Raw genomic sequence first — 19,500 nt, 5'->3', positions numbered from 1 at the left:
GGTGGGTCATGGCTGCTGACAACGAGAGGCCTCTCAACGAGGTCAGGTTTCTGACCGTGGCGGAAGTCGCCTCGGTCATGCGAGTGTCGAAGATGACCGTGTACCGCTTGGTGCACAGCGGTCATCTGCCGGCGATCCGGGTGGGAAGGTCCTTCCGGGTGCCGGAGCAAGCGGTTCACGCGTATCTCCGCGAGTCCTTTGTGGGGGTGGAATCAGCCTGAGGCGGCCCCCGGAAGGCTGGGGTTTGCCCTCGGATTACGTCCCTCACCCGGTGGCGGGTAGGCTAGGCCGACGTAGGTCGTGTGGGCCCAGACGCCCCGCACCAGTGAAGATGAAGTGAGCGAGGGTAGTCGTGGGCTCTGTTATCAAGAAGCGGCGTAAGCGGATGGCCAAGAAGAAGCACCGCAAGCTGCTCAAGCGCACGCGCGTTCAGCGTCGCAACAAGAAGTAAGCGAACGCAGTTCGTGAGATCCGCAGCCCTTCCGCCGTCCTGGCGGGAGGGCTGCGGTGCGTTTCGGGGCATGGGGTCATCACAGGGAACCGTCCACCCGCTACGGTGACGGCCAGGGAAGTTACCGCGGGAAGCAGGTACCGCTTCCCGGTCCGACGGAAGGCGCTGGTCTTGGGGAAGGTCGTCCTCGTCACAGGAGTGGCCCGGCAGCTGGGGGGCCGCTTCGTCCGGCGCGTCCAGCGGGAGCCGGGTGTGGACCGGGTGATCGCCGTGGACGCGGTCGCGCCCGCGCATCCGCTGGGGGACGCGGAGTTCGTCCGCGCGGACATCCGGCAGTCGGCCCTGGCGCGGATCCTGGCCGAGTACGCCGTCGACACGGTCGTGCACCTGGACGTCTCCGGCAAGGCGCTCGGCGCCGGCGGCCGGACGGCGATCAAGGAGACCAACGTCATCGGCACCATGCAGCTGCTCGGTGCCTGCCAGAAGTCGCCGACCGTGCAGCGGCTCGTGGTGAAGTCCAGCACAAGCGTGTACGGGTCGGCGCCCCGCGATCCGGCGGTGTTCACCGAGACCACCCCGCCCAAGTCGCTGCCGAGCGGCGGGTTCGCGAAGGACGCGGTGGAGGTCGAGGGGTACGTACGGGGCTTCGCCCGCCGCCGGCCGGACGTCGCGGTCTGCGTGCTGCGGTTCGCCAACATCCTGGGGCCGCGGCCGGACTCGCCGCTGGCGGACTATCTGTCGCTGCCGGTCCTGCCGACGGTCTTCGGCTACGACCCCCGGCTCCAGTTCGTGCACGAGGACGATGTCGTCGACGTCCTGAGGATCGCCGCGGGTGAGCCCCGGCGCGGGACGCTGAACAGCGGGACCTTCAACATCGCCGGGGACGGTGTGCTGTTGCTCTCCCAGTGTTCGCGGCGGCTGGGGAAGCCGACGGTGCCCCTGCTGCTGCCGGCGGTCACCTGGGTCGGCTCGGCGCTCCGTACGATCGGGATGACCGACTTCTCGCCGGAGCAGATCCGGCTGCTGACCCACGGGCGGGTGGTCTCGACCGTGCAGATGCGCGAGACCCTCGGTTTCCGGCCGGAGTTCACCACGGCCGAGACCTTCGCGGAGTTCGCGCGGAGCCGGGGTCCGGGGCTGCTGCCGCCGGAGACGGTGGGCAGGGCGGTGGACCGGCTGGCGGAGCTGCCGCTGCCGGGGGGTGCCGGGCCGCGGGAGCGCGGGGCCGGTGCGGTACAGACGACTCACGGCGCCAGGTAGAGGAGCGCGGTCACGATGGCGGACGCCAAGGTCATTCCGTTCGACGACGACCGTTCGCGGTCCGGTGGCGGCTCGCGTCCGGCCCGGCGCCGGACCGGGAACGGCAGCGGTGGGCGGGGCGACGGCTCCACGGCCCCTGTGAGCGCCCTGCCGGGCGGGCGGCTGCCCGAGCCGCCGGAGAGCGCTCCGGAGGCCGCGGAGGGGGCTGCGGAGGGGGCACAGGAGCCCCGGCAGTCCCAGGAGGCCCAGGAGGTTTCCCCGGACGGGTCCGGTGGCGGCTGGGACCGGCGGATCGCGGGCGGGCTGGCGTTCCTGCGGAGGCGGGTCACCGGCGACTACGAGGTCGACGAGTTCGGTTACGACAAGGAGCTCACCGACCAGGTCCTGATGTCGGCGCTGCGGCCGCTGGCGGACAAGTATTTCCGGGTCGAGGTGAAGGGCATCGAGAACATCCCGTCGGACGGCGGGGCGCTGATCGTGGCCAACCACTCCGGGACGCTGCCGCTGGACGGGCTGATGCTCCAGGTCGCGGTGCACGACAACCACCCGGCCGAGCGCCATCTGCGGCTGCTCGCCGCCGATCTGGTCTTCCACCTCCCCGTCGTCAACGAGCTGGCGCGCAAGGCCGGGCACACGCTGGCCTGTGCGGAGGACGCGCAGCGGCTGCTGGAGCTGGGCGAGATCGTCGGGGTGATGCCGGAGGGGTTCAAGGGGATCGGGAAGCCGTTCGGCGACCGGTACAAGCTCCAGCGGTTCGGGCGGGGCGGGTTCGTCTCGACGGCGCTGCGGGCGGGGGCGCCGATCGTGCCGTGCTCCATCGTGGGCGCCGAGGAGATCTATCCGATGATCGGCAACGCGAAGACGCTGGCGCGGCTGCTGGGCTTCCCGTACTTCCCGATCACGCCGACGTTCCCGTGGCTCGGTCCGCTGGGCGCGGTGCCGCTGCCGACGAAGTGGACGATCCAGTTCGGTGAGCCGATCCCGACGGACGGCTATCCGCCGGAGGCGGCGGAGGACCCGATGCTGATGTTCAACCTGACGGACCAGGTGCGGGAGCAGATCCAGCACACGCTGTACAAGCTGCTGGTGCAGCGGCGGTCGGTCTTCTTCTGAGGGCTCGGGTACGTGCGAGGGGGCCGGTGCGCGGATCGCGTACCGGCCCCCTCCGACGTATGTCCTACGGCTTGGGCTTGAGGTTCTCCCCGTCGATCCCGAGGCCGGGGAGGAGCCCAGGGAGCAGCGGGGGGAGGGTGACGTCCGGGGCGGGGCGGGGCGGGGTGCTGGGGCGGCCCTCCGGCGACGGCTGGGTGAGCCCGTCCGTGGGGAGCTCGTCCAGCAACCCGTCGGTACCGCCGCCGAGGAGGCCGTCGTCCGGGGTCGCGCCGGAGGAGCCGGAGGAGCCCGAGGGGCCGGAAGGCTTCGGTGCGGTGCTGGAGTCGGGGCGGCCCTCGGAGTGGGAGGGGGGCGCGGGGGCGGGGTCGTCGGTCCGGGGGGATCCGGTGTCCGGGGTGGTGGTGTCGGTGCGTCCGGTGTCCTCGCTGCCGCCCGGGGGGCGGGGGAGGAGGGACTGGAGCGGGGCGACGTCGTCCTCTATGGCTTCGAAGACGGAGCTGACCTGGTCGCGGATGTCGGTGAGCTGGACGGGGAGCCGGTCGCGGAGGCTGCTCCAGGTGGCGCGGTGCGAGCGGGAGAAGGTGTCCAGGGTCTGGATGGGGCCGATGGAGCCGTCGCGCTGGTACGCGGAGTGGAGCAGGCGGTGGCCCTCGGAGGCGTCGTGGGACATGCCGTTGAGCGCGCGTCTGACGGCGCCGAGGGATTCGTGGTCCAGCTCGCCGGCGCGGCCGCGCTCCATGAGTCTGCGGGCCTCGCTGAGCCGGGTGGACGCCTGGTCGAGGTAGACCTCGCCGCGGTCGGCGTCGCCCTTGGCCATGCCGAGGCTGATGTCCTCCATCCCGCGCTTGAGCCCGTACAGCGAGTCACCGGGCAGGGCGTCGGAGCTGGCAGCGGCCACTCCGCCGAACGCCCCGGCTGCCACACCCACGGTGAGGCCACCGGCGGTGAGCCCCTTCGCCCAGCGGGAGCGGGGACGCAGTTTGCGCAGTGGCGAGGCCCGGTGGGCCCCCTTGCTCCGTTGTACGGGCACCGTAGGGCCCGTCGATGCGCCGCCCTCGGCGAACATGGCCTCCATGGCCGCGACGAGCTGGGCTCGCTGCACCACTTTGACCTCGGGGTCCAACTGCGGCTTCGGTAGCTCACCGAGGCCGTTCGCCAGGGCCAACAGCGGTCCGCGGTCGGCCTGGTCGGCCGGCTCCTCGGGCTGTACGGCCGCCGCACCCTGGGGGGTCTGCTCCTCCAGGGCCTGGGCGAAGGCGTTCGCCCGCCGGTGTGCCGAAACGTTTGCGATCACTGGCGGCACCTCCTCTCGTCATGACGGTCGACTCCCCTGACGGTCCGGAAGGTTGCACACCTTGAGCGCTTCCACTCGATGGAGTGAGTGGAAACGGACATGCAGTGACGACAGGGGGCCTGCAACCGGCACAACGAGCGCCGCGGCACTTGGGTTACGCACGAAAGATGATCGGACCAGTGCGTGAGGGGACGGTCACTTACGGACATCGAATACGGCGGATACGGGTCGGTTGCGGCGGCTCGGGTCAGCGGGCGTCGTCCGGCAGGAGCCGGGCGAGCGTCCGGACGGCGCGGTACTGCAAGGTCTTGATCGCGCCCTCGTTCTTTCCCATCACCCGGGCCGTCTCGGCGACCGAGAGGCCCTGGAGGAAGCGCAGGGTCACGCACTCCTGCTGCTGCGGATTGAGTCGGCGCACGGCCTGGAGCAGTGCGGCGTTGGAGAGGGACTCCAGGACGGAGTCCTCGGGGGAGCGCGCCACCTCGTTGGCGTCCAGCATTTCGCCGGTGGTCACTTCCAGCCGGAACCGACTGGATTTGAAGTGGTCGGCGACCAGGTTGCGGGCGATGGTGACCAGCCAGGCGCCGAAGTCGCGGCCCTGCCAGGTGAACGTGGAGATACGGCGCAGCGCGCGGAGGAAGGTCTCACTGGTGAGGTCCTCCGCGGTCGCCTTGCCGCCCACGCGGTAGTAGATGTACCGGTACACGGTGTCGCTGTACTGGTCGTACAGGCGGCCGAAGGCGTCGGCCTCACCGGCCTGTGCGCGCTCGACGAGATCCATCATGCGCGCGCTGTCGCTGTCGGCCGTGGGACGGCGGACGGTCGACGTGGTCGAGGCGGCGCGGGTGCTGCGTCTTCCGACCGCCGCACTGCGTTCGGCCATGGCGTAGCACGGGCCGGCGGGTGCAGGGGTGGCAAAGGCGGGGACGGCGTACGCGGTGGGGACGAAGCCGCGCAGGCGGTCAATGACCGATGCACGCAGCGTAGCCAGGCCCGAGGCGTCAACCCCGACGTGTGGGTACACGGGACTCCCAGAGGCAGAGCTTCCATCACGAGCAGTTCGAAAAACGTCACTCGTCGTAGCGAGCGGCGGTCTTCGTGATGCGTCTGAGGAGAATAACGCTTCGTGCAGGCGGCGCTACACCCAGTTGTCTAAATCACCGATTACGTCGTTTCTTGTATCGCTAAGTGACGCATCGGGCAGCACATCGTGACCACTTATTGATCGGATTGCTTCGTGATCTGTCGCTCTACCGCCTGGCGCCCGGTTGACGGGCACAGCCTGTTGCGTGGGTCGCGGTCAGCGGCGGCGGCGGTGCAGGGCGAGGGCCGCGGCGGTGCCGCCCGCCAGTGCGCCGACCCCGGCCGCGGCGGGGATGCCGACCTTGGCCGCCTTGCGGCCGGTGCGGTAGTCGCGCAGCCGCCAGTCCAGGGCGCGGGCGTGCTTGCGGAGCTTGGTGTCCGGGTTGATCGCGTAGGGGTGGCCGACCAGCGAGAGCATCGGGATGTCGTTGTGCGAGTCGCTGTAGGCGGCGCACCGCTCCAGGTCCAGGCCCTCGGCCGCCGCCAGGGCACGTACGGCTTCGGCCTTGGCGGGGCCGTGCAGGGGCTCGCCCACCAGGCGGCCGGTGTAGACGCCGTCGACCGATTCGGCGACGGTGCCGAGCGCGCCGGTCAGGCCCAGGCGGCGGGCGATGATGGTGGCCGTCTCGACGGGGGCGGCGGTGACCAGCCAGACGCGCTGGCCGGCGTCCAGGTGGGCCTGGGCCAGGGCGCGGGTGCCGGGCCAGATGCGGTCGGCCATGTACTCGTCGTAGATCTCCTCGCCGATGGACATCAGCTCGGAGACGCGGTGGCCCTTGACGATGGACAGGGCGCTGTCGCGGGCGTCCTGCATGTGCTCGGGGTCCTCGACGCCGGCCAGCCGGAACCAGGCCTGCTGCCAGGCGAACCGGGTGAGTTCGCGGCGCTCGAAGAACTTCCGCTTGTACAGGCCCCGGCCGAAGTGGAAGATCGCGGCGCCCTGCATGACGGTGTTGTCGAGGTCGAAGAAGGCGGCGGCGCGGTCGTCCCCGGCGACGGGGAACGCGGGCTCCTCGGGCGCCTCTTCAGGAGCTCTGGTCAGAAGGGCGGATTCGTCCTCGGCCGAGGTCTTCCGTGCGGCCTCGGCCGCGGCCTCGCCTGCCAGGACGCTCCGTGCAGTCGCGGAACGCCTACGGGGTGTGAGCCATCCAAGAGCGGCCATGCGGTGAGCATAGCCAGTCCGCCGGTACGTGCCCGACCTGCCGGGATGCGGTGGCGTGAACTCTGCGGGGACGATTCGTTAATCGGGCGATTCCGGGCGGTCCGCCGGTGCGGTGGACGGGCGCAGAATGAGAGGCATGAGTCCTCTGCTGCGCCGTACGAAGAAGAAGCCCGCCGAGCGGGTGGTCACCCTGGTCGGCAAGCCCGGCTGCCATCTGTGCGAGGACGCGCGGGCGGTGGTGAGCGAGGTCTGTCAGGAGACCGGTGCGTCGTGGGTGGAGAAGGACATCACCGAGGACGAGGAGCTGTACAAGCTGTACTGGGAGCAGATTCCGGTGGTGCTGATCGATGGCGAACAGCACACGTTCTGGCGGGTGGACCCGGCGAGGCTGCGCAAGGCACTGGGGGCCTGAGCGGAACGCGGTTAACATCATGGGCGTTTTGAGTGGTCTCGGGGGAGTGGACGTGAGGAGTGTGTACCGCTTTGCCCCCTTCGAGGCTGCAACGGGCCGATGCGGTCCCTGGTTCCGGGATCGCACGGGCAATGTGCGTGACCCCGGTCACTTTGACCGGACAAAACGGACACCATCTTTGTGCACGCGTTCACAAAGACATAGCCTGCATTCGACGGGGCGGTCTTGGGACATACGGCCGCCTGCAGCCCCGCTCATCCCGCAGGAGCACCGTGGCAACTGGCCGAACTCACCGACCGGCGACCCGTAGCCGAGGAATTCCCGAGGCCACCGTCGCCCGACTTCCGCTGTACCTGCGCGCACTCACCGCGCTCTCCGAGCGATCCGTTCCCACGGTCTCCTCCGAGGAGCTGGCCACCGCGGCCGGGGTCAACTCCGCGAAGCTGCGCAAGGACTTCAGCTACCTGGGGTCCTACGGCACCCGCGGTGTCGGGTACGACGTCGAGTATCTCGTCTACCAGATCTCCCGCGAGCTCGGCCTCACCCAGGACTGGCCGGTCGCCATCGTCGGCATCGGCAACCTCGGCGCGGCCCTCGCCAACTACGGCGGCTTCGCCTCCCGCGGCTTCCGGGTCGCCGCGCTGATCGACGCCGACCCCGCCATGGCCGGTACGCCGGTGGCCGGGATCGCCGTCCAGCACACGGACGACCTGGACCGGATCATCAGCGACAACGGTGTGTCCATCGGCGTAATCACCACCCCGCCCGGCGCCGCCCAGCAGGTCTGCGACCGGCTCGTGGCCGCCGGAGTGACCTCCATCCTGAACTTCGCGCCGACCGTCCTCTCGGTGCCCGAGGGCGTCGACGTACGCAAGGTCGACCTCTCCATCGAATTGCAGATCCTGGCGTTCCACGAGCAGCGCAAGGCCGGTGAGGACGCGCCCGTGGAGGGCGAGGACCCCGAGGCCCCGCCGATGCGTGCCACGCCCGCGAGCCGGAAGGGACCCGACGGGGACATGCCCGCCGTGATGCCGGCATGAGCCTCCTCGTCGTCGGACTGAGCCACCGCAGCGCCCCCGTCTCCGTACTGGAGCGGGCCTCCCTCGCTGCCGACACCCAGGCCAAGCTGCTCCAGGACACCCTCGCCGCGGAACCCGCGACCGAGGCCGCCGTGCTGGCCACCTGCAACCGCATCGAGTTGTACGCGGACGTGGACAAGTTCCACGCGGGCGTCGCCGAGCTCTCCACCCTGCTCGCCCAGCACAGCGGCGTCGGGCTGGACGAGCTCACTCCGTATCTCTATGTGCACTACGAGGACCGCGCCGTCCACCACCTCTTCTCGGTGGCCTGCGGACTGGACTCGATGGTCGTCGGCGAGGGCCAGATCCTCGGCCAGATCAAGGACGCGCTCGCGCGCGGCCAGGAGCTGCACACCGCCGGACGGCTGCTGAACGACCTCTTCCAGCAGGCCCTGCGGGTCGGCAAGCGCGCCCACAGCGAGACCGGGATCGACCGGGCCGGGCAGTCGCTCGTCTCCTTCGGACTCCAGCAGCTCGCCGCCGGCGCCGACCCGGGCCTGTGGGCCCAGGGCAAGCGCGCCCTGGTGATCGGCGCCGGCTCCATGTCCTCGCTGGCCGCCGCCACCCTGGCCCGTACCGGCGTCGCCGAGATCGTCGTCGCCAACCGGACCCGCTCCCGCGCCGACCGGCTGGTGGAGATCCTCCAGCAGGGCGACGACACCACCGTCCGCGCGCACGCAGTCGAGATGTCGGCGGTCGGTGACGAACTGACACGTGCCGACGTCGTCGTCTCCTGCACCGGCGCCACCGGCCTCGTCCTCACCGCCGACGCCCTGGCCGACGCCCTCGGCGTCACCCTGGACACCCCGGCCGAGCCGGAGACCGTGACGGCCGCCCCGGCCCCTGCCGATGTCGACCAGCACGCCGCCTGGGTGGAGAACGGTTCCGCCACCTCCGCCCCGGCCGCCGCGCCGCGCCGCGTCACGCTGCCCGCGCAGTCCACCGGACCGGTGAAGCTCGCCCTCCTCGACCTCGCCATGCCGCGCGACATCGACGGCGCCGCCCACCGCATCGATGGGGTCCGCCTCGTCGACATCGAGTCGCTCGCCGACGCCTCGGCCGACGCCCCGATGGCCGCCGACGTGGACCAGGTGCGCACGATCGTCGCCGACGAGGTGGCCGCCTTCGGCGCCGCCCAGCGCGCCGCCCATGTCGCCCCGACCGTGGTCGCCCTGCGCACCATGGCCGCCGACGTGGTCGCCGGCGAGATCGCCCGGCTGGACGGCCGCCTCCCCGACCTGGACGAGAAACAGCGCGCCGAGATCACCCAGACCGTGCGCCGCGTCGTCGACAAACTCCTGCACGCGCCCACCGTGCGGGTCAAGCAGCTGGCCAGCGAGCCCGGCGGTGCCGGGTACGCGGACGCGCTGCGCGAACTCTTCGACCTCGACCCGCAGACGGTGGCCGCCGTCTCCCGGGCAGACCTGAACGACCCGAATAGAGGGCGGTCATGACCGACAACTCATCGCCGGGCGCGCGGAGCTCCGCGCCGCTCCGGCTGGGCACCCGGCGCTCCAAGCTGGCCATGGCCCAGTCCGGCCTCGTGGCCGAGGCGGTCCGCGAGGTGACCGGGCGCGCCGTGGAGCTCGTCGAGATCACCACGTACGGGGACACCTCCCGCGAGCACCTGGCGCAGATCGGCGGCACCGGCGTGTTCGTCGCGGCCCTGCGCGAGGCGCTGCTGCGGGGCGAGGTGGACTTCGCCGTCCACTCGCTCAAGGACCTCCCCACCTCCCAGCCGGACGAGCTGGTGCTGGCCGCCGTGCCGCAGCGCGAGGACCCGCGCGACGCGCTGGTGGCCCGCGACGGGCTGACCTTCGAGCAGCTGCCCGACGGCGCCCGCATCGGCACCGGTTCGCCGCGCCGGATGGCGCAGCTCAACGCGTACGCCCGCTCGCACGGCCTGCGGATCGAGACCGTCCCCATCCGGGGCAACGTCGACACGCGCATCGGGTTCGTGCGGGACGGGGAGCTGGACGCGGTGGTTCTCGCCGCGGCCGGGCTCAGCCGTCTGGGCCGTACCGGTGAGGTGACCGACTTCCTGCCGGTCGACACCGTTTTGCCCGCTCCCGGCCAGGGAGCACTGGCGATCGAGTGCGCTGCGACCAGCGCCGACCTCGCCGCCGCGCTCGCCGAGCTCGACGACCCGTACACCCGGGCCGCCGTGACCGCCGAACGTGCCCTGCTCGCCGCCCTGGAGGCCGGCTGCTCCGCACCTGTGGGTGCGCTGGCCGACCTCCTGGTCGACGGACAGGTTGTCAACGAACTGCGCCTGCGCGGAGTCGTCGGTTCCACCGACGGTTCCTCGCTGGTGCAGCTGTCCACCACCGGTCCCGTCCCCACGTCGCACGACGACGCGGCGGCCCTCGGTCGCGAACTCGCGGCCGAGATGCTCGCCAAGGGTGCGGCCGGTCTTATGGGGGAGCGAGCACTTTGAGCCCCACCGGCCCCGCCGTATCCGACTTTCCTGCCCTGTCCCCACAAGGTCAGGTCACCTTCCTCGGCGCTGGTCCCGGCGACCCGGGACTGCTGACGCTGCGCGCCGTCGAGGCGCTTGCGAGCGCGGACGTCCTTGTCGCCGAACCGGACGTTCTCGACGTCGTTCGCGGCCATGCGCGGGCAGGCGTAAGCACGCCTGAGCTGACGGTTGTTGACGTGGCGTCAACAGCCGCCGGAGTACCCGTTCTCAGGGATGCGGCCAATCTTGTCATGGAGGCAGCGAAGGGCGGCAGGCGGGTGGTCCGTGCTGTCGCGGGCGACCCGGGCCTGGACGGCGACGCGGGCGCGGAGATGCTCGCCTGCGCCGCCGCCGGGGTGCCCTTCGAGGTCGTCCCGGGTGTCGCCAACGCCGTCGGCGTGCCCGCGTACGCCGGGGTGCCGCTGCGTGACGCGCAGGGCGCCGACGTGCGCTTCGTCGACGCCCGTACCGCCTCCGACCGGTGCTGGAGCGAGGTCGGCGCGAGCGATGCGACCGCCGTCGTCTCCACCACGCTGGACTCGGTCGCGGCCGCCGCCGGTGAGCTGGTCTCGGCGGGCCGCAAGCCCGACACCCCGCTCACCGTGACGATCGCGGGCACCACCACCCGCCAGCGCACCTGGACGGCGACCCTCGGGACGATCGCCCAGACGCTCAAGCAGGCCAAGGTGCTGCCCTCCCCGGAGGGGCACCGGCCGGTCATAGCCGTGGTCGGTGAGCGCAGTGCCGCCGCCCAGCGCGACCAGCTCGCGTGGTTCGAGTCCAAGCCGCTGTTCGGCTGGAAGGTGCTCGTGCCGCGGACGAAGGAGCAGGCCGCGTCGCTCTCCGACCAGCTGCGTTCCTACGGTGCGGTGCCGCACGAGGTCCCGACGATCGCCGTCGAACCGCCGCGTACGCCCCAGCAGATGGAGCGCGCGGTCAAGGGCCTGGTCACCGGGCGCTACGAGTGGATCGCCTTCACCAGCGTCAACGCGGTCAAGGCGGTCCGGGAGAAGTTCGAGGAGTACGGTCTCGACGCCCGCGCCTTCGCCGGGATCAAGGTCGCGGCCGTCGGCGAGCAGACCGCCGCCGCGCTGGTCGACTTCGGGGTGAAGCCGGACCTGGTGCCCTCCGGTGAGCAGTCCGCCGCCGGGCTGCTGGAGGACTGGCCGCCCTACGACCCGGTCTTCGACCCGATCGACCGGGTGTTCCTGCCGCGCGCCGACATCGCCACCGAGACCCTGGTGGCCGGGCTCATCGAGTTGGGCTGGGAGGTCGACGACGTCACCGCGTACCGCACGGTCCGCGCCTCGCCGCCGCCGGCCGACACCCGCGAGGCGATCAAGGGCGGCGGCTTCGACGCGGTCCTGTTCACCTCGTCCTCGACGGTGCGCAACCTGGTCGGCATCGCGGGCAAGCCGCACAACGTGACCGTCATCGCGTGTATCGGCCCGGCCACGGCGAAGACCGCCGAGGAGCACGGGCTGCGCGTGGACGTCCTGTCCCCGGAGCCGTCCGTGCACAAGCTCGCCGAGGCGCTCTCCGCCTTCGGCGCGCAGCGGCGGGACGCGGCGAAGGAGGCCGGCGACCCGGTGACCCGGCCGAGCGAGCGGCGCCCGGGTGCGCGCAGGCGCCGGACGACGACGTAGCAGAGTTACGCAGGTGGGTGGGCCCGGTCGCTTCGGCGGCCGGGCCCACCGCCTTTTCCGGGGCCTTTTCCGGCGCGGGTGTCGGTAAGAGGGCGATGGGGGCGGGTCTATCGTCGAAGGATGACTGCGTACGGAAACTTCCCCGGCTCCCGCCCCCGGCGGCTGCGGACGACCCCGGCGATGCGGCGGATGGTCGCCGAGACCCGTCTCGACCCGGCGAACCTGATCCTGCCCGCGTTCGTACGGGAGGGCATCGACGCCCCGGTCGCCATCTCGGCCATGCCCGGCGTGCACCAGCACACCCTGGACACCCTGCGGAAGGCGGCCGTCGAGGCGGTGACGGCCGGGGTCTCGGGGATCATGCTCTTCGGGGTGCCGGAGGACGCGAAGAAGGACGCCCGGGGCACGGCGGGCACCGACCCGGACGGCATCCTCCAGCTCGGGCTGCGGGCGGTGCGCGAGGAGGTCGGCGACGACCTGGTCGTCATGTCGGACCTGTGCCTGGACGAGTACACCGACCACGGCCACTGCGGGGTCCTGACGGCCGACGGCCGGGTGGACAACGACGCGACCCTGGAGCGGTACGCGGAGATGGCCCAGGTCCAGGCGGACGCCGGAGCCCATGTGGTCGGCCCCAGCGGCATGATGGACGGCCAGGTCGGCGTCGTCCGGGACGCCCTGGACCAGACCGGGTACGAGGACGTGTCGATCCTCGCCTACTCCGCCAAGTACAGCTCCGCCTTCTACGGCCCCTTCCGTGAGGCCGTCGGCTCCTCGCTCACCGGCGACCGCAAGACCTACCAGCAGGACCCGGCCAACGCCCGGGAGTCGCTGCGGGAGCTGGCGCTGGACCTGGAGGAGGGCGCCGACATGGTCATGGTGAAGCCCGCCGGACCGTATCTGGACATCCTCGCCAAGGTCGCTCAGTCGGTGGACGTGCCGGTCGCGGCGTACCAGATCAGCGGCGAGTACGCGATGATCGAGGCCGCCGCCGAGAAGGGCTGGATCGACCGGGACAAGGCGATCCTGGAGAGCCTGACCGGGATCCGGCGGGCCGGGGCGCAGATGATCCTCACCTACTGGGCGACCGAGGCCGCCCAGTGGCTCGGAGGACAGGGCAGGGTCTGAGCGGCTCTCAGGGGCCGCCGGCTCCGGTCTCCTGGAGCCGGTGGGCCTCCTTGATGGAGAACCGGGCGCTGTCCCGTACGAGCGGGTCCTGGTCCGCGCGGGCGGTGGAGTCCAGGGCCATCGCGACGAGCGGGTCCGAGGTGTAGGGCGCCAGGGACATCGCCGCGTACTGGCGGACCAGGTCCTCCTCCGGCTCCCGCAGGGCGGTGAGCAGGGCGCGGCCCGCGCGGCGGCGGAGGTCGGGGTCGTCCGGGGGCCAGACCCGCAGGACGGTGGCGCTCTCCACGCGGGCGAGGTCGTACTCCTCGGCGTCGGCGACCACCGAGACGAGGAACGGCAGCGCCTGCGCGTTGGCGTCCAGCTCGGTGATGATCTCGCGCTTGCGGTCACTGCCCGGGGGCAGTGCGCGGTACTCGGCTATCAGGCGTTCGGCGGCCTCGGCCGCTGCCGCGGCTGCCGTGGTCGGAGGGTTCGTGTCGTTCATGGGGGTGGACACTTTCTGTCAGGGCCAGTCGACCTGTGCCATGAATGCTACGAAAGTGACCACGGCGGTGGCGGGTACGGCGACCGCCACCGCGCCTTCACCCTGCTGAGGCCCGGGTCAGTCCCACCAGAACGACCACACCTCCTGGTCGAGGACGTGCTTCTCGGCGTACGCGTCCAGGTCGTAGGGCGGGGACTGGTCGATGTTGTCCGGGCAGAACGCGTAGTGCTCGGCGGCCAGCGCGCGGGCCTCGGCCAGGGTGGTCGGCGGGCGGCCCACGGAGACGATCATCGTGTCGAAGCCCAGCACCACGACCCGCACGTCGTAGCGGTCCTCCCAGGAGCGGAGCACCGCGCAGAGCCGGGCCACGTCGTTCTCGTGGTTCACCGGGCCCGACCAGCCGATCGCGGCCGGTATGTCGGCGCTGCGGCGGGCCGGGACGAGCGCCATCCGGGCTCCGCCGAGCCAGCTGTCCGGGTCGGCCGTGATCACGCCCGCGAGCCCGGCGGCCGCCTCGTCCGGGTCCTCACCGGACTCCTCCGCCGGGGCCGGGGCGAGGCCGGGCCAGGGGTCGGAGGAGCGCTCCGTGCCGTCGCCGGAGCCCACCTCGTCGTCCGCGTCATCCGCCCAGTACCCCGCCAGGACCTCGTCGGCGTCGTGGTCGCCCGGATACGTCGTCGCGTCCGGGCACAGGTCCCACTCCTCGGGCCACTGGCCGCGCGAGCCCCCGCTGACCAGCACCGGCAGCAGCCCCAGCCGCCGCCCGGCCGTCCGCAGGGCCGTCCAGTCACGGGGAGCGGCGGGCCCGTCCGCGTACCAGAGCAGCGGTTCGTGCCAGGGGCCGTCCAGCGTGGCGTCCACCAGGGAGCCGGGCGGGAGGTCCAGGCCGGAGGAGGCCAGGGAGGGCAGAAGGTTCGGGAGCGTCGCCATGGAGGAGACCTTAGGCGGCCCCACTGACAACGCCCGGGCGGCCAGGGGCGAGGGGGCGGGCCCGGGCCTAGGGTGGAACTTCCGCGACGGAGAGGAGGCCGGGATGACCGGGATGACAACGGCGCAGGTCATGGCCGAGCTGGCCGGTCTCGACGACCCGAAGATGCGCGCGGTCAACGAGAGGCACGGCGACGACCACGGCGTCCACCTCGGCAAGCTGCGCGCCCTCGCCAAGCGGCTGAAGACCCAGCAGGACCTCGCCCGCGAACTCTGGGCGACGGACGACACGGCGGCCCGGCTCCTGGCGGTCCTGATCTCGCGGCCGAAGGCCTACGGCCGCGACGAGCTGGACACCATGCTGCGCGAGGCGCGCGCCCCCAAGGTGCACGACTGGCTCGTCAACTACATCGTGAAGAAGAGCCCGCACGCCGAGGAGCTGCGCCTCGCCTGGACCGAGGACCCCGACCCCGTGGTGGCGAGCGCCGGGTGGGCGCTGACGACCGAGCGGGTGGCGAAGAAGCCCGAAGGCCTCGACCTGGCCGGGCTGCTGGACACCGTCGAGGCGGAGATGAAGGACGCTCCGGACCGCCTCCAGTGGGCGATGAACCACTGCCTGGCCCAGATCGGCATCAAGCACCCGCAGCACCGCGCCCGCGCGATCGCCATCGGTGAGCGCCTGGAGGTGCTCAAGGACTACCCGGCCCCGCCGAACTGCACCTCGCCGTACGCGCCCGCGTGGATCGCCGAGATGGTCCGCAGGCAGGAGGAGCAGCCGGCCGCGAAGTAGGCGGAGCGCGTGACGTACGGGTGACATCGCCTGACCCGGCTCCACAGGAGGGCCGTTCGGCCGGAGCGCGCGTATCGTCGCGGTGGCCTGTTCCGGCGACCTCTGTGGGTGGTTCCATGAACAAGATCGTCTCGTCCATCTCGGTCTCCCTCGACGGCTTCTTCGAGGACCCCGACGGGGGGATCGACTGGGGCCTCGTCGACGAGGAGCTGCATCAGCACTTCAACGACACCTTCCGCACGGCGGGCGCCTTCCTCGAAGGGCGCGTCACCTACCTCCAGATGGAGGAGTTCTGGCCGACGGCCGATCAGGACCCCGCCAACGAAGGGCCGATGGCCGAGTTCGCGGGCATCTGGCGGGACATGCCGAAGTACGTGTACTCCCGGACGCTGGAGAGCGTGGGGCCGGGGGCGACCCTGCTGCGCGAGGTGGACCGCGACCAGGTGTGCGCGGTGCGCGACGCGGCCCCCGGGGACCTGATCGTCGGCGGGGCGGACCTGGTGGAGACGTTCCGGCGGCTGGACCTCGTGGACGAGTACCGCATCTACGTCCACCCCGTCCTCATCGGCCGGGGCCGCCCCTTCTTCGGGGACGCGGAGGACCGGCAGGGGCTGCGGCTCCTGGCGTCCCGGACGTTCGGCAACGGTGTGGTGCTCCTGCGGTACGAGACGGATCCGGCACCGGCCGACGCGTGATGCGGCAGAGGCTGACGCGTGAACTGTACTTACAGGTCACGCGTCAGCCTCTGTAGGCGACGCGGCGTCAGTACATGAGGGCGTCCGCCCGGTCCGACAGCCAGTAGGTGACGAAGCCGTTGTCGTCCCAGTGGGTCTCGGACGGGAGCTTCAGGTTGACGGGGGTGTCGTACGTCGAGTTGTCGCGCTTGGCGAAGTGCACGGACAGGTTCTTGCTCTTGTAGACCTTGCCCTGGCCGGGCTCGCCGGTGAGGGCGATGCCCGCGTACGCCTCCTCGCCGGGCGCGAGCGTGGTCACGGCCTGCGGCTTGCTGTCCTCCAGGATCCGGAAGACGGACTGGGCGCCGTCGAAGCCGAGGCGCGGCGCGTAGTAGGCGTTGCAGAAGCCGCTGCCGGTGTTCTTCAGCGTGAGCAGCAGGTGGTTGATCGGGCGGCTCACCTTGGTGACCGTCACCTTGGTGTTCGCGGCCGTGCAGGCGGTGCGGACCGGGCCGGGGTCCTGGGCCGCCGTCCCCTTGGCGCTCTGGGCGGCGCTGTTGCCGTTGCCGCCCGCGTGCTTGCCCTGGGCGGGGGTGGAGGCGCTCCCGGCGGGGGCCTCGCTCTGCGGAGCGGGTGATTCCGCCGTCTCCGGGGTCGTGGACTCCGTCGTGCCGCTGTCGGTGCTCGCGGCGGCCGGGGCCGGGCCTGCGCTCTTCGTGCCCTCGTTCCCGCCGCAGGCGGTCAGTGAGAGGGCGGCCACGAGTGCGGTGGCGGCGAGCGCGGTGGTGCGGATGCGGTTGGTGCGCATGGCGGTGGTACTCCCCGTGTTCGGTAGGGCGGTTGCTGCTGCGGTCTGGTCCGAGCTTGTGGGGTGGCCGATTCCGGCCGCAACGCCTGGCGAACCATTGGGGACGCTGGAACGTCTACGCATACGGTGACCTGCGGGAATTCCGCGTCCCTGGAACGCCGTTCCGGGACGGACCAAGGAGGGGAACGCCGTCGTGGCGACGCCGGAGGCCGAGCATTTCGCGGCCCTGCTGAAGGAACTGAAGGGCCGTTCGGGGCGTAGCTACGGGGTGCTGGCGGGGAGACTGCACGTCAGCACGTCGACCCTCCACCGCTACTGCAACGGTGACGCGGTGCCGAACGAGTACGCCCCGGTCGAGAGGTTCGCCCGGCTGTGCGGGGCGGCGGGGGACGAGCTGGTGGAGGTGCACCGGCGGTGGATCGTGGCGGACGCGGCCCGGCGGCGGCCGCCGGCGGGTGCGGGAGCGGAGGCGGTGGGGCCGGTTCCGGTTCCGGCGGCACCCGCGCCGGTGTCCGCGCCCGAGCCGGTAACCGCACCTGTGCCCGAGCCTGAGCCCGTGCCCGTGCCTCCCGTTGTCGCCACGGTTGAGCCGTCCGCCGAGGGTGCGGGCGGCCGCTCCCCCTGGGCCCGGCTCTCCCGGCGTACGCGGGTGCTCATCGCCGCTGCCGGGGTCGCCGCCCTCCTGGTGCCCGCCGGCGTCGTCGCCGCCGACCTCGTCGGGTCTCGGGCGGAGGACGGCGCGGCCGCGCCTGGCCGGGGCGTCCGGGCGGACGACTACACCTTCGTGCCGCCCACCGCCACCGACCCCCGGCCCTCCGACTCCCCCTCGGTGAGCGCCTCCCCGTCCGCGCCGCCCGGCACCCCGTCCACCGCGCCCCCGGCGGAGCCCGGCGCACCTGGCGGCTCCGGTACGAAGCAGTCCCAGGGCGGCGGTACCGGCCTCGGCGCGCCCCCGGCCGTCACCATCTCCTCGTACAACTGGGAGGAGCCCTGCGGGCAGTTCTACCTGGTGGACCGGGGGCCGGAGGGCATCGATCCGCCTCCTCCTCCGCAGGACCGGCGCGGCTGGGCGCGGAAGTACGGCGGGGTCGAGGGCGGGAACGCGCTCCTCCAGCTGACCGTGCAGGGAACCGCGCGCGAGGCGGTCGTCCTCAAGGGCCTGTTCGTGCGGGTGGTGTCCCGCCAGGCTCCGCTGCCCTGGTCGGCGTATCTGATGGGGAACGGCTGCGGCAGCGGCATCTCCCCCCAGACGTTCGCCTCCGACCTGGATGCCGGGCACCCGGTCGTCACCCCCGTGCCGGGGACGCAGGACGACCGGACGCTCCCGGCCCGGCCCTTCCCGTTCAAGGTGACCTCCGAGGACGTGGAGGTGTTCAACCTCGACATGAAGACCACCGGGTACGACGTCACCTGGTACCTGGAGCTGAAGTGGAGCAGCGGCGGGCGTGAGGGGATGCTGCGGATCGACGACCACGGGAAGCCGTTCCGTACGAGCGGGATGCGGGGGCGGCCGATGTACACGTACGGCAACGACGAGGTGAAGTGGGAGCCGTATCTGGCGGGTTGAGGAGGCCGGGGGAGGGGCGGGCCGCTGTCCGTGGCAGCGGCCCGCCCCCGTTCATGAGGGCGTCGTGCCCCAGCGGCGGAGGTCGAACGTCGGGTGCTGGGCGGCGGCGTTGGCATCGCGCCAGATCCGCTGGACCGGCGCGTCGTCGTAGATCACGGCCGAACCGGACGCCTCGTACACCGCGTTGACGACCTCCCGGCACCGCGTCCCCGCGTACGCGATGTCCCGGCGCGTCCGGGCCCGCTCCTCCGGGGTGCCGCCCGGGGCGGAGGAGGCGGCGAGGACCTCCAGGTCCGTGAGGAGCAGCGCCCGTGCGGTGTCCACCGTGGCGGTGAGCGCGGACACGTCGAGGCGTCCGGCACCGCTGCCCCCCGGGGAGCCCGCGTAGGCGTCCAGGGCCGCCCGTGCCGCACCCAGGAGGACGCCCGCGAGCGCCACCGTGCCGACGGCCGCGAACGCCATCCGGTACGGGGTCGTCCTCGGGCGGCCGTGGGGCGAGGGGTTGACCGGGTCGAGGGCGCTGAGCGGGAGCACGCGGTGTTCGGGGACGAGGAGTTCGGGGACCGTGAACGAGCGGCTGCCCGTACCGCGCAGGCCGCTGGTGTGCCAGTCGTCGATGCCCACGGTCCGCTCCTGCGGGAGGAGGAGGACGTGGGGTTCCGGTTCGGCGCCGGGGGCGGGCGGGGCGCTCACCCCGGCGACGATCCACTCGGCGTGGTCGATGCCGGAGCAGAAGCGGCCCCACATCCCGCGCAGCAGATAGCCGCCCGGGACGCGGTGGGCGGGCGGCCCGGCGAGCTTCAGCTGTAGGGCGACGCGGCTGGAGGGGGCGGCGAACACCTCCTGGCGGGCCTCCATGGGGAACTGGGCCACGGTCCAGGTGTTGCCGCCCATGACCGCGCGCAGCCACCCCACCGAGGCGCAGCCCCGGGACAGCTCCTCCGTGGTCAGGAGGGCGGTGGCGAAGCCGAGCCCGCCGCCGCCCCAGACGCGCGGGGTCAGGACGTCGAAGAGGCGGGCGTCGTCCAGGAGCCGGACGGCCTCGGCGGGCAGGGTGCGCAGCCGGTCGGCCTCGGCCGCGTACGCCGCGAGCCGGGGCGCGATCGCCCGTGCGGCGGCGACCGCCTCGTCGTGCGAGAGGGCGGGGACAGGGGCGGGCAGGCG

General features: G+C 72.1%; 20 protein-coding genes. 13 read left to right on the top strand and 7 right to left on the bottom strand.

All coding sequences use genetic code 11. The annotated features are described in order from the left end of the window. Nucleotides 1-8: 8 nt before the first annotated feature. From GTY67_RS14290 to GTY67_RS14275, 4 genes are all read left to right on the top strand, one after another. Entirely contained in the window at nucleotides 9-221 is a 213-nt protein-coding gene (locus tag GTY67_RS14290; protein WP_015609302.1) for a helix-turn-helix domain-containing protein, read from the top strand. A 131-nt stretch (nucleotides 222-352) separates the two neighbouring features. Continuing rightward, nucleotides 353-451 carry an AURKAIP1/COX24 domain-containing protein gene (locus GTY67_RS14285; RefSeq protein ID WP_003948845.1) on the top strand — a complete coding sequence of 33 codons (99 nt, stop codon included), beginning with the start codon at nucleotides 353-355 and terminating at the stop codon, nucleotides 449-451. Nucleotides 452-622: 171 nt separating this feature from the next. After that, nucleotides 623-1,711, top strand: coding sequence for an NAD-dependent epimerase/dehydratase family protein (locus tag GTY67_RS14280; protein ID WP_093692174.1), 1,089 nt, complete (start codon nucleotides 623-625; stop codon nucleotides 1,709-1,711). 15 nt (nucleotides 1,712-1,726) lie between these two features. Then, nucleotides 1,727-2,824 carry a lysophospholipid acyltransferase family protein gene (locus GTY67_RS14275; RefSeq protein ID WP_093692172.1) on the top strand — a complete coding sequence of 366 codons (1,098 nt, stop codon included), beginning with the start codon at nucleotides 1,727-1,729 and terminating at the stop codon, nucleotides 2,822-2,824. 64 nt (nucleotides 2,825-2,888) lie between these two features. Here GTY67_RS14275 and GTY67_RS14270 read toward each other — a convergent pair whose 3' ends face one another. From GTY67_RS14270 to GTY67_RS14260, 3 genes are all read right to left on the bottom strand, one after another. Continuing rightward, nucleotides 2,889-4,118, bottom strand: coding sequence for a DUF5667 domain-containing protein (locus GTY67_RS14270; protein ID WP_161278957.1), 1,230 nt, complete (start codon nucleotides 4,116-4,118; stop codon nucleotides 2,889-2,891). A 247-nt stretch (nucleotides 4,119-4,365) separates the two neighbouring features. Then, nucleotides 4,366-5,142 (bottom strand): ECF subfamily RNA polymerase sigma factor, BldN family, encoded by a 777-nt coding sequence (locus tag GTY67_RS14265; protein WP_026241604.1) that lies wholly within the window; start codon nucleotides 5,140-5,142, stop codon nucleotides 4,366-4,368. Between the two features lie 276 nt (nucleotides 5,143-5,418). Then, nucleotides 5,419-6,363 carry an HAD-IB family hydrolase gene (locus tag GTY67_RS14260; RefSeq protein WP_093692168.1) on the bottom strand — a complete coding sequence of 315 codons (945 nt, stop codon included), beginning with the start codon at nucleotides 6,361-6,363 and terminating at the stop codon, nucleotides 5,419-5,421. 136 nt (nucleotides 6,364-6,499) lie between these two features. On the opposite strand from GTY67_RS14260, the gene GTY67_RS14255 reads away from it, so the two are divergent. The 6 genes from GTY67_RS14255 (at nucleotide 6,500) to hemB (ending at nucleotide 13,086) form a co-directional block, all read left to right on the top strand. Beyond that, the gene (locus GTY67_RS14255) at nucleotides 6,500-6,775 is read left to right on the top strand and encodes a glutaredoxin family protein (protein ID WP_161278956.1); all 276 of its coding nucleotides are present in this window, start codon (nucleotides 6,500-6,502) and stop codon (nucleotides 6,773-6,775) included. Nucleotides 6,776-7,047: 272 nt separating this feature from the next. Then, nucleotides 7,048-7,815 carry a redox-sensing transcriptional repressor Rex gene (locus tag GTY67_RS14250; protein WP_084747084.1) on the top strand — a complete coding sequence of 256 codons (768 nt, stop codon included), beginning with the start codon at nucleotides 7,048-7,050 and terminating at the stop codon, nucleotides 7,813-7,815. Then, on the top strand, nucleotides 7,812-9,308 hold the full coding sequence (locus GTY67_RS14245) for a glutamyl-tRNA reductase (protein WP_093692164.1): 1,497 nt from the start codon (nucleotides 7,812-7,814) through the stop codon (nucleotides 9,306-9,308). The genes GTY67_RS14250 and GTY67_RS14245 overlap by 4 nt, the downstream gene beginning before the upstream one ends. Beyond that, entirely contained in the window at nucleotides 9,305-10,291 is a 987-nt protein-coding gene (gene hemC / locus GTY67_RS14240; RefSeq protein WP_093692162.1) for a hydroxymethylbilane synthase, read from the top strand. Before GTY67_RS14245 ends, hemC begins: the two co-directional genes overlap by 4 nt. Then, entirely contained in the window at nucleotides 10,288-11,958 is a 1,671-nt protein-coding gene (locus GTY67_RS14235; RefSeq protein ID WP_093692160.1) for a bifunctional uroporphyrinogen-III C-methyltransferase/uroporphyrinogen-III synthase, read from the top strand. Before hemC ends, GTY67_RS14235 begins: the two co-directional genes overlap by 4 nt. A gap of 120 nt (nucleotides 11,959-12,078) precedes the next feature. Continuing rightward, the gene (gene hemB / locus GTY67_RS14230) at nucleotides 12,079-13,086 is read left to right on the top strand and encodes a porphobilinogen synthase (RefSeq protein ID WP_161278955.1); all 1,008 of its coding nucleotides are present in this window, start codon (nucleotides 12,079-12,081) and stop codon (nucleotides 13,084-13,086) included. 7 nt (nucleotides 13,087-13,093) lie between these two features. Here the strand turns inward: hemB and GTY67_RS14225 are convergent, their stop codons facing one another. Next, entirely contained in the window at nucleotides 13,094-13,570 is a 477-nt protein-coding gene (locus GTY67_RS14225) for a hypothetical protein (protein WP_093692156.1), read from the bottom strand. Between the two features lie 117 nt (nucleotides 13,571-13,687). Further along, nucleotides 13,688-14,500, bottom strand: coding sequence for a DUF4253 domain-containing protein (locus tag GTY67_RS14220; protein WP_161278954.1), 813 nt, complete (start codon nucleotides 14,498-14,500; stop codon nucleotides 13,688-13,690). A 103-nt stretch (nucleotides 14,501-14,603) separates the two neighbouring features. Between GTY67_RS14220 and GTY67_RS14215 the strand changes: the two genes are divergently transcribed. Together GTY67_RS14215 and GTY67_RS14210 are read left to right on the top strand one after the other, a co-directional pair. Beyond that, complete coding sequence (locus GTY67_RS14215) at nucleotides 14,604-15,287, top strand: DNA alkylation repair protein (RefSeq protein ID WP_161278953.1); 684 nt, start codon at nucleotides 14,604-14,606, stop codon at nucleotides 15,285-15,287. A 116-nt stretch (nucleotides 15,288-15,403) separates the two neighbouring features. Further along, nucleotides 15,404-15,982, top strand: coding sequence for a dihydrofolate reductase family protein (locus GTY67_RS14210; protein WP_161278952.1), 579 nt, complete (start codon nucleotides 15,404-15,406; stop codon nucleotides 15,980-15,982). Between the two features lie 67 nt (nucleotides 15,983-16,049). Here the strand turns inward: GTY67_RS14210 and GTY67_RS14205 are convergent, their stop codons facing one another. Then, nucleotides 16,050-16,769 (bottom strand): DUF4232 domain-containing protein, encoded by a 720-nt coding sequence (locus GTY67_RS14205; protein WP_161278951.1) that lies wholly within the window; start codon nucleotides 16,767-16,769, stop codon nucleotides 16,050-16,052. 193 nt (nucleotides 16,770-16,962) lie between these two features. Here GTY67_RS14205 and GTY67_RS14200 point away from each other — a divergent pair, with 193 nt between their 5' ends. Beyond that, on the top strand, nucleotides 16,963-18,336 hold the full coding sequence (locus GTY67_RS14200) for a helix-turn-helix transcriptional regulator (protein WP_161278950.1): 1,374 nt from the start codon (nucleotides 16,963-16,965) through the stop codon (nucleotides 18,334-18,336). A 51-nt stretch (nucleotides 18,337-18,387) separates the two neighbouring features. Here the strand turns inward: GTY67_RS14200 and GTY67_RS14195 are convergent, their stop codons facing one another. After that, the gene (locus tag GTY67_RS14195; protein ID WP_161280083.1) at nucleotides 18,388-19,497 is read right to left on the bottom strand and encodes an acyl-CoA dehydrogenase family protein; all 1,110 of its coding nucleotides are present in this window, start codon (nucleotides 19,495-19,497) and stop codon (nucleotides 18,388-18,390) included. Nucleotides 19,498-19,500 lie beyond the last annotated feature (3 nt).

This window comes from Streptomyces sp. SID8374 (assembly GCF_009865135.1).
Lineage (GTDB): Bacteria > Actinomycetota > Actinomycetes > Streptomycetales > Streptomycetaceae > Streptomyces.
The sequence above is the reverse complement of the archived record's forward strand: the minus strand, read 5'-3'. Positions and strand labels throughout refer to the sequence as shown.

Excerpts from the sequence above, each read along its gene's own strand:
- GTY67_RS14290 (WP_015609302.1), top strand. The coding sequence starts at position 9 with ATGGCTGCTGACAACGAGAGGCCTCTCAACGAGGTCAGGTTTCTGACC.
- GTY67_RS14220 (WP_161278954.1), bottom strand. The coding sequence starts at position 14,500 with ATGGCGACGCTCCCGAACCTTCTGCCCTCCCTGGCCTCCTCCGGCCTG.
- GTY67_RS14210 (WP_161278952.1), top strand. The coding sequence starts at position 15,404 with ATGAACAAGATCGTCTCGTCCATCTCGGTCTCCCTCGACGGCTTCTTC.
- GTY67_RS14205 (WP_161278951.1), bottom strand. The coding sequence starts at position 16,769 with ATGCGCACCAACCGCATCCGCACCACCGCGCTCGCCGCCACCGCACTC.
- GTY67_RS14225 (WP_093692156.1), bottom strand. The coding sequence starts at position 13,570 with ATGAACGACACGAACCCTCCGACCACGGCAGCCGCGGCAGCGGCCGAG.
- GTY67_RS14215 (WP_161278953.1), top strand. The coding sequence starts at position 14,604 with ATGACCGGGATGACAACGGCGCAGGTCATGGCCGAGCTGGCCGGTCTC.
- hemB (WP_161278955.1), top strand. The coding sequence starts at position 12,079 with ATGACTGCGTACGGAAACTTCCCCGGCTCCCGCCCCCGGCGGCTGCGG.
- hemC (WP_093692162.1), top strand. The coding sequence starts at position 9,305 with ATGACCGACAACTCATCGCCGGGCGCGCGGAGCTCCGCGCCGCTCCGG.
- GTY67_RS14255 (WP_161278956.1), top strand. The coding sequence starts at position 6,500 with ATGAGTCCTCTGCTGCGCCGTACGAAGAAGAAGCCCGCCGAGCGGGTG.
- GTY67_RS14260 (WP_093692168.1), bottom strand. The coding sequence starts at position 6,363 with ATGGCCGCTCTTGGATGGCTCACACCCCGTAGGCGTTCCGCGACTGCA.
- GTY67_RS14275 (WP_093692172.1), top strand. The coding sequence starts at position 1,727 with ATGGCGGACGCCAAGGTCATTCCGTTCGACGACGACCGTTCGCGGTCC.
- GTY67_RS14245 (WP_093692164.1), top strand. The coding sequence starts at position 7,812 with ATGAGCCTCCTCGTCGTCGGACTGAGCCACCGCAGCGCCCCCGTCTCC.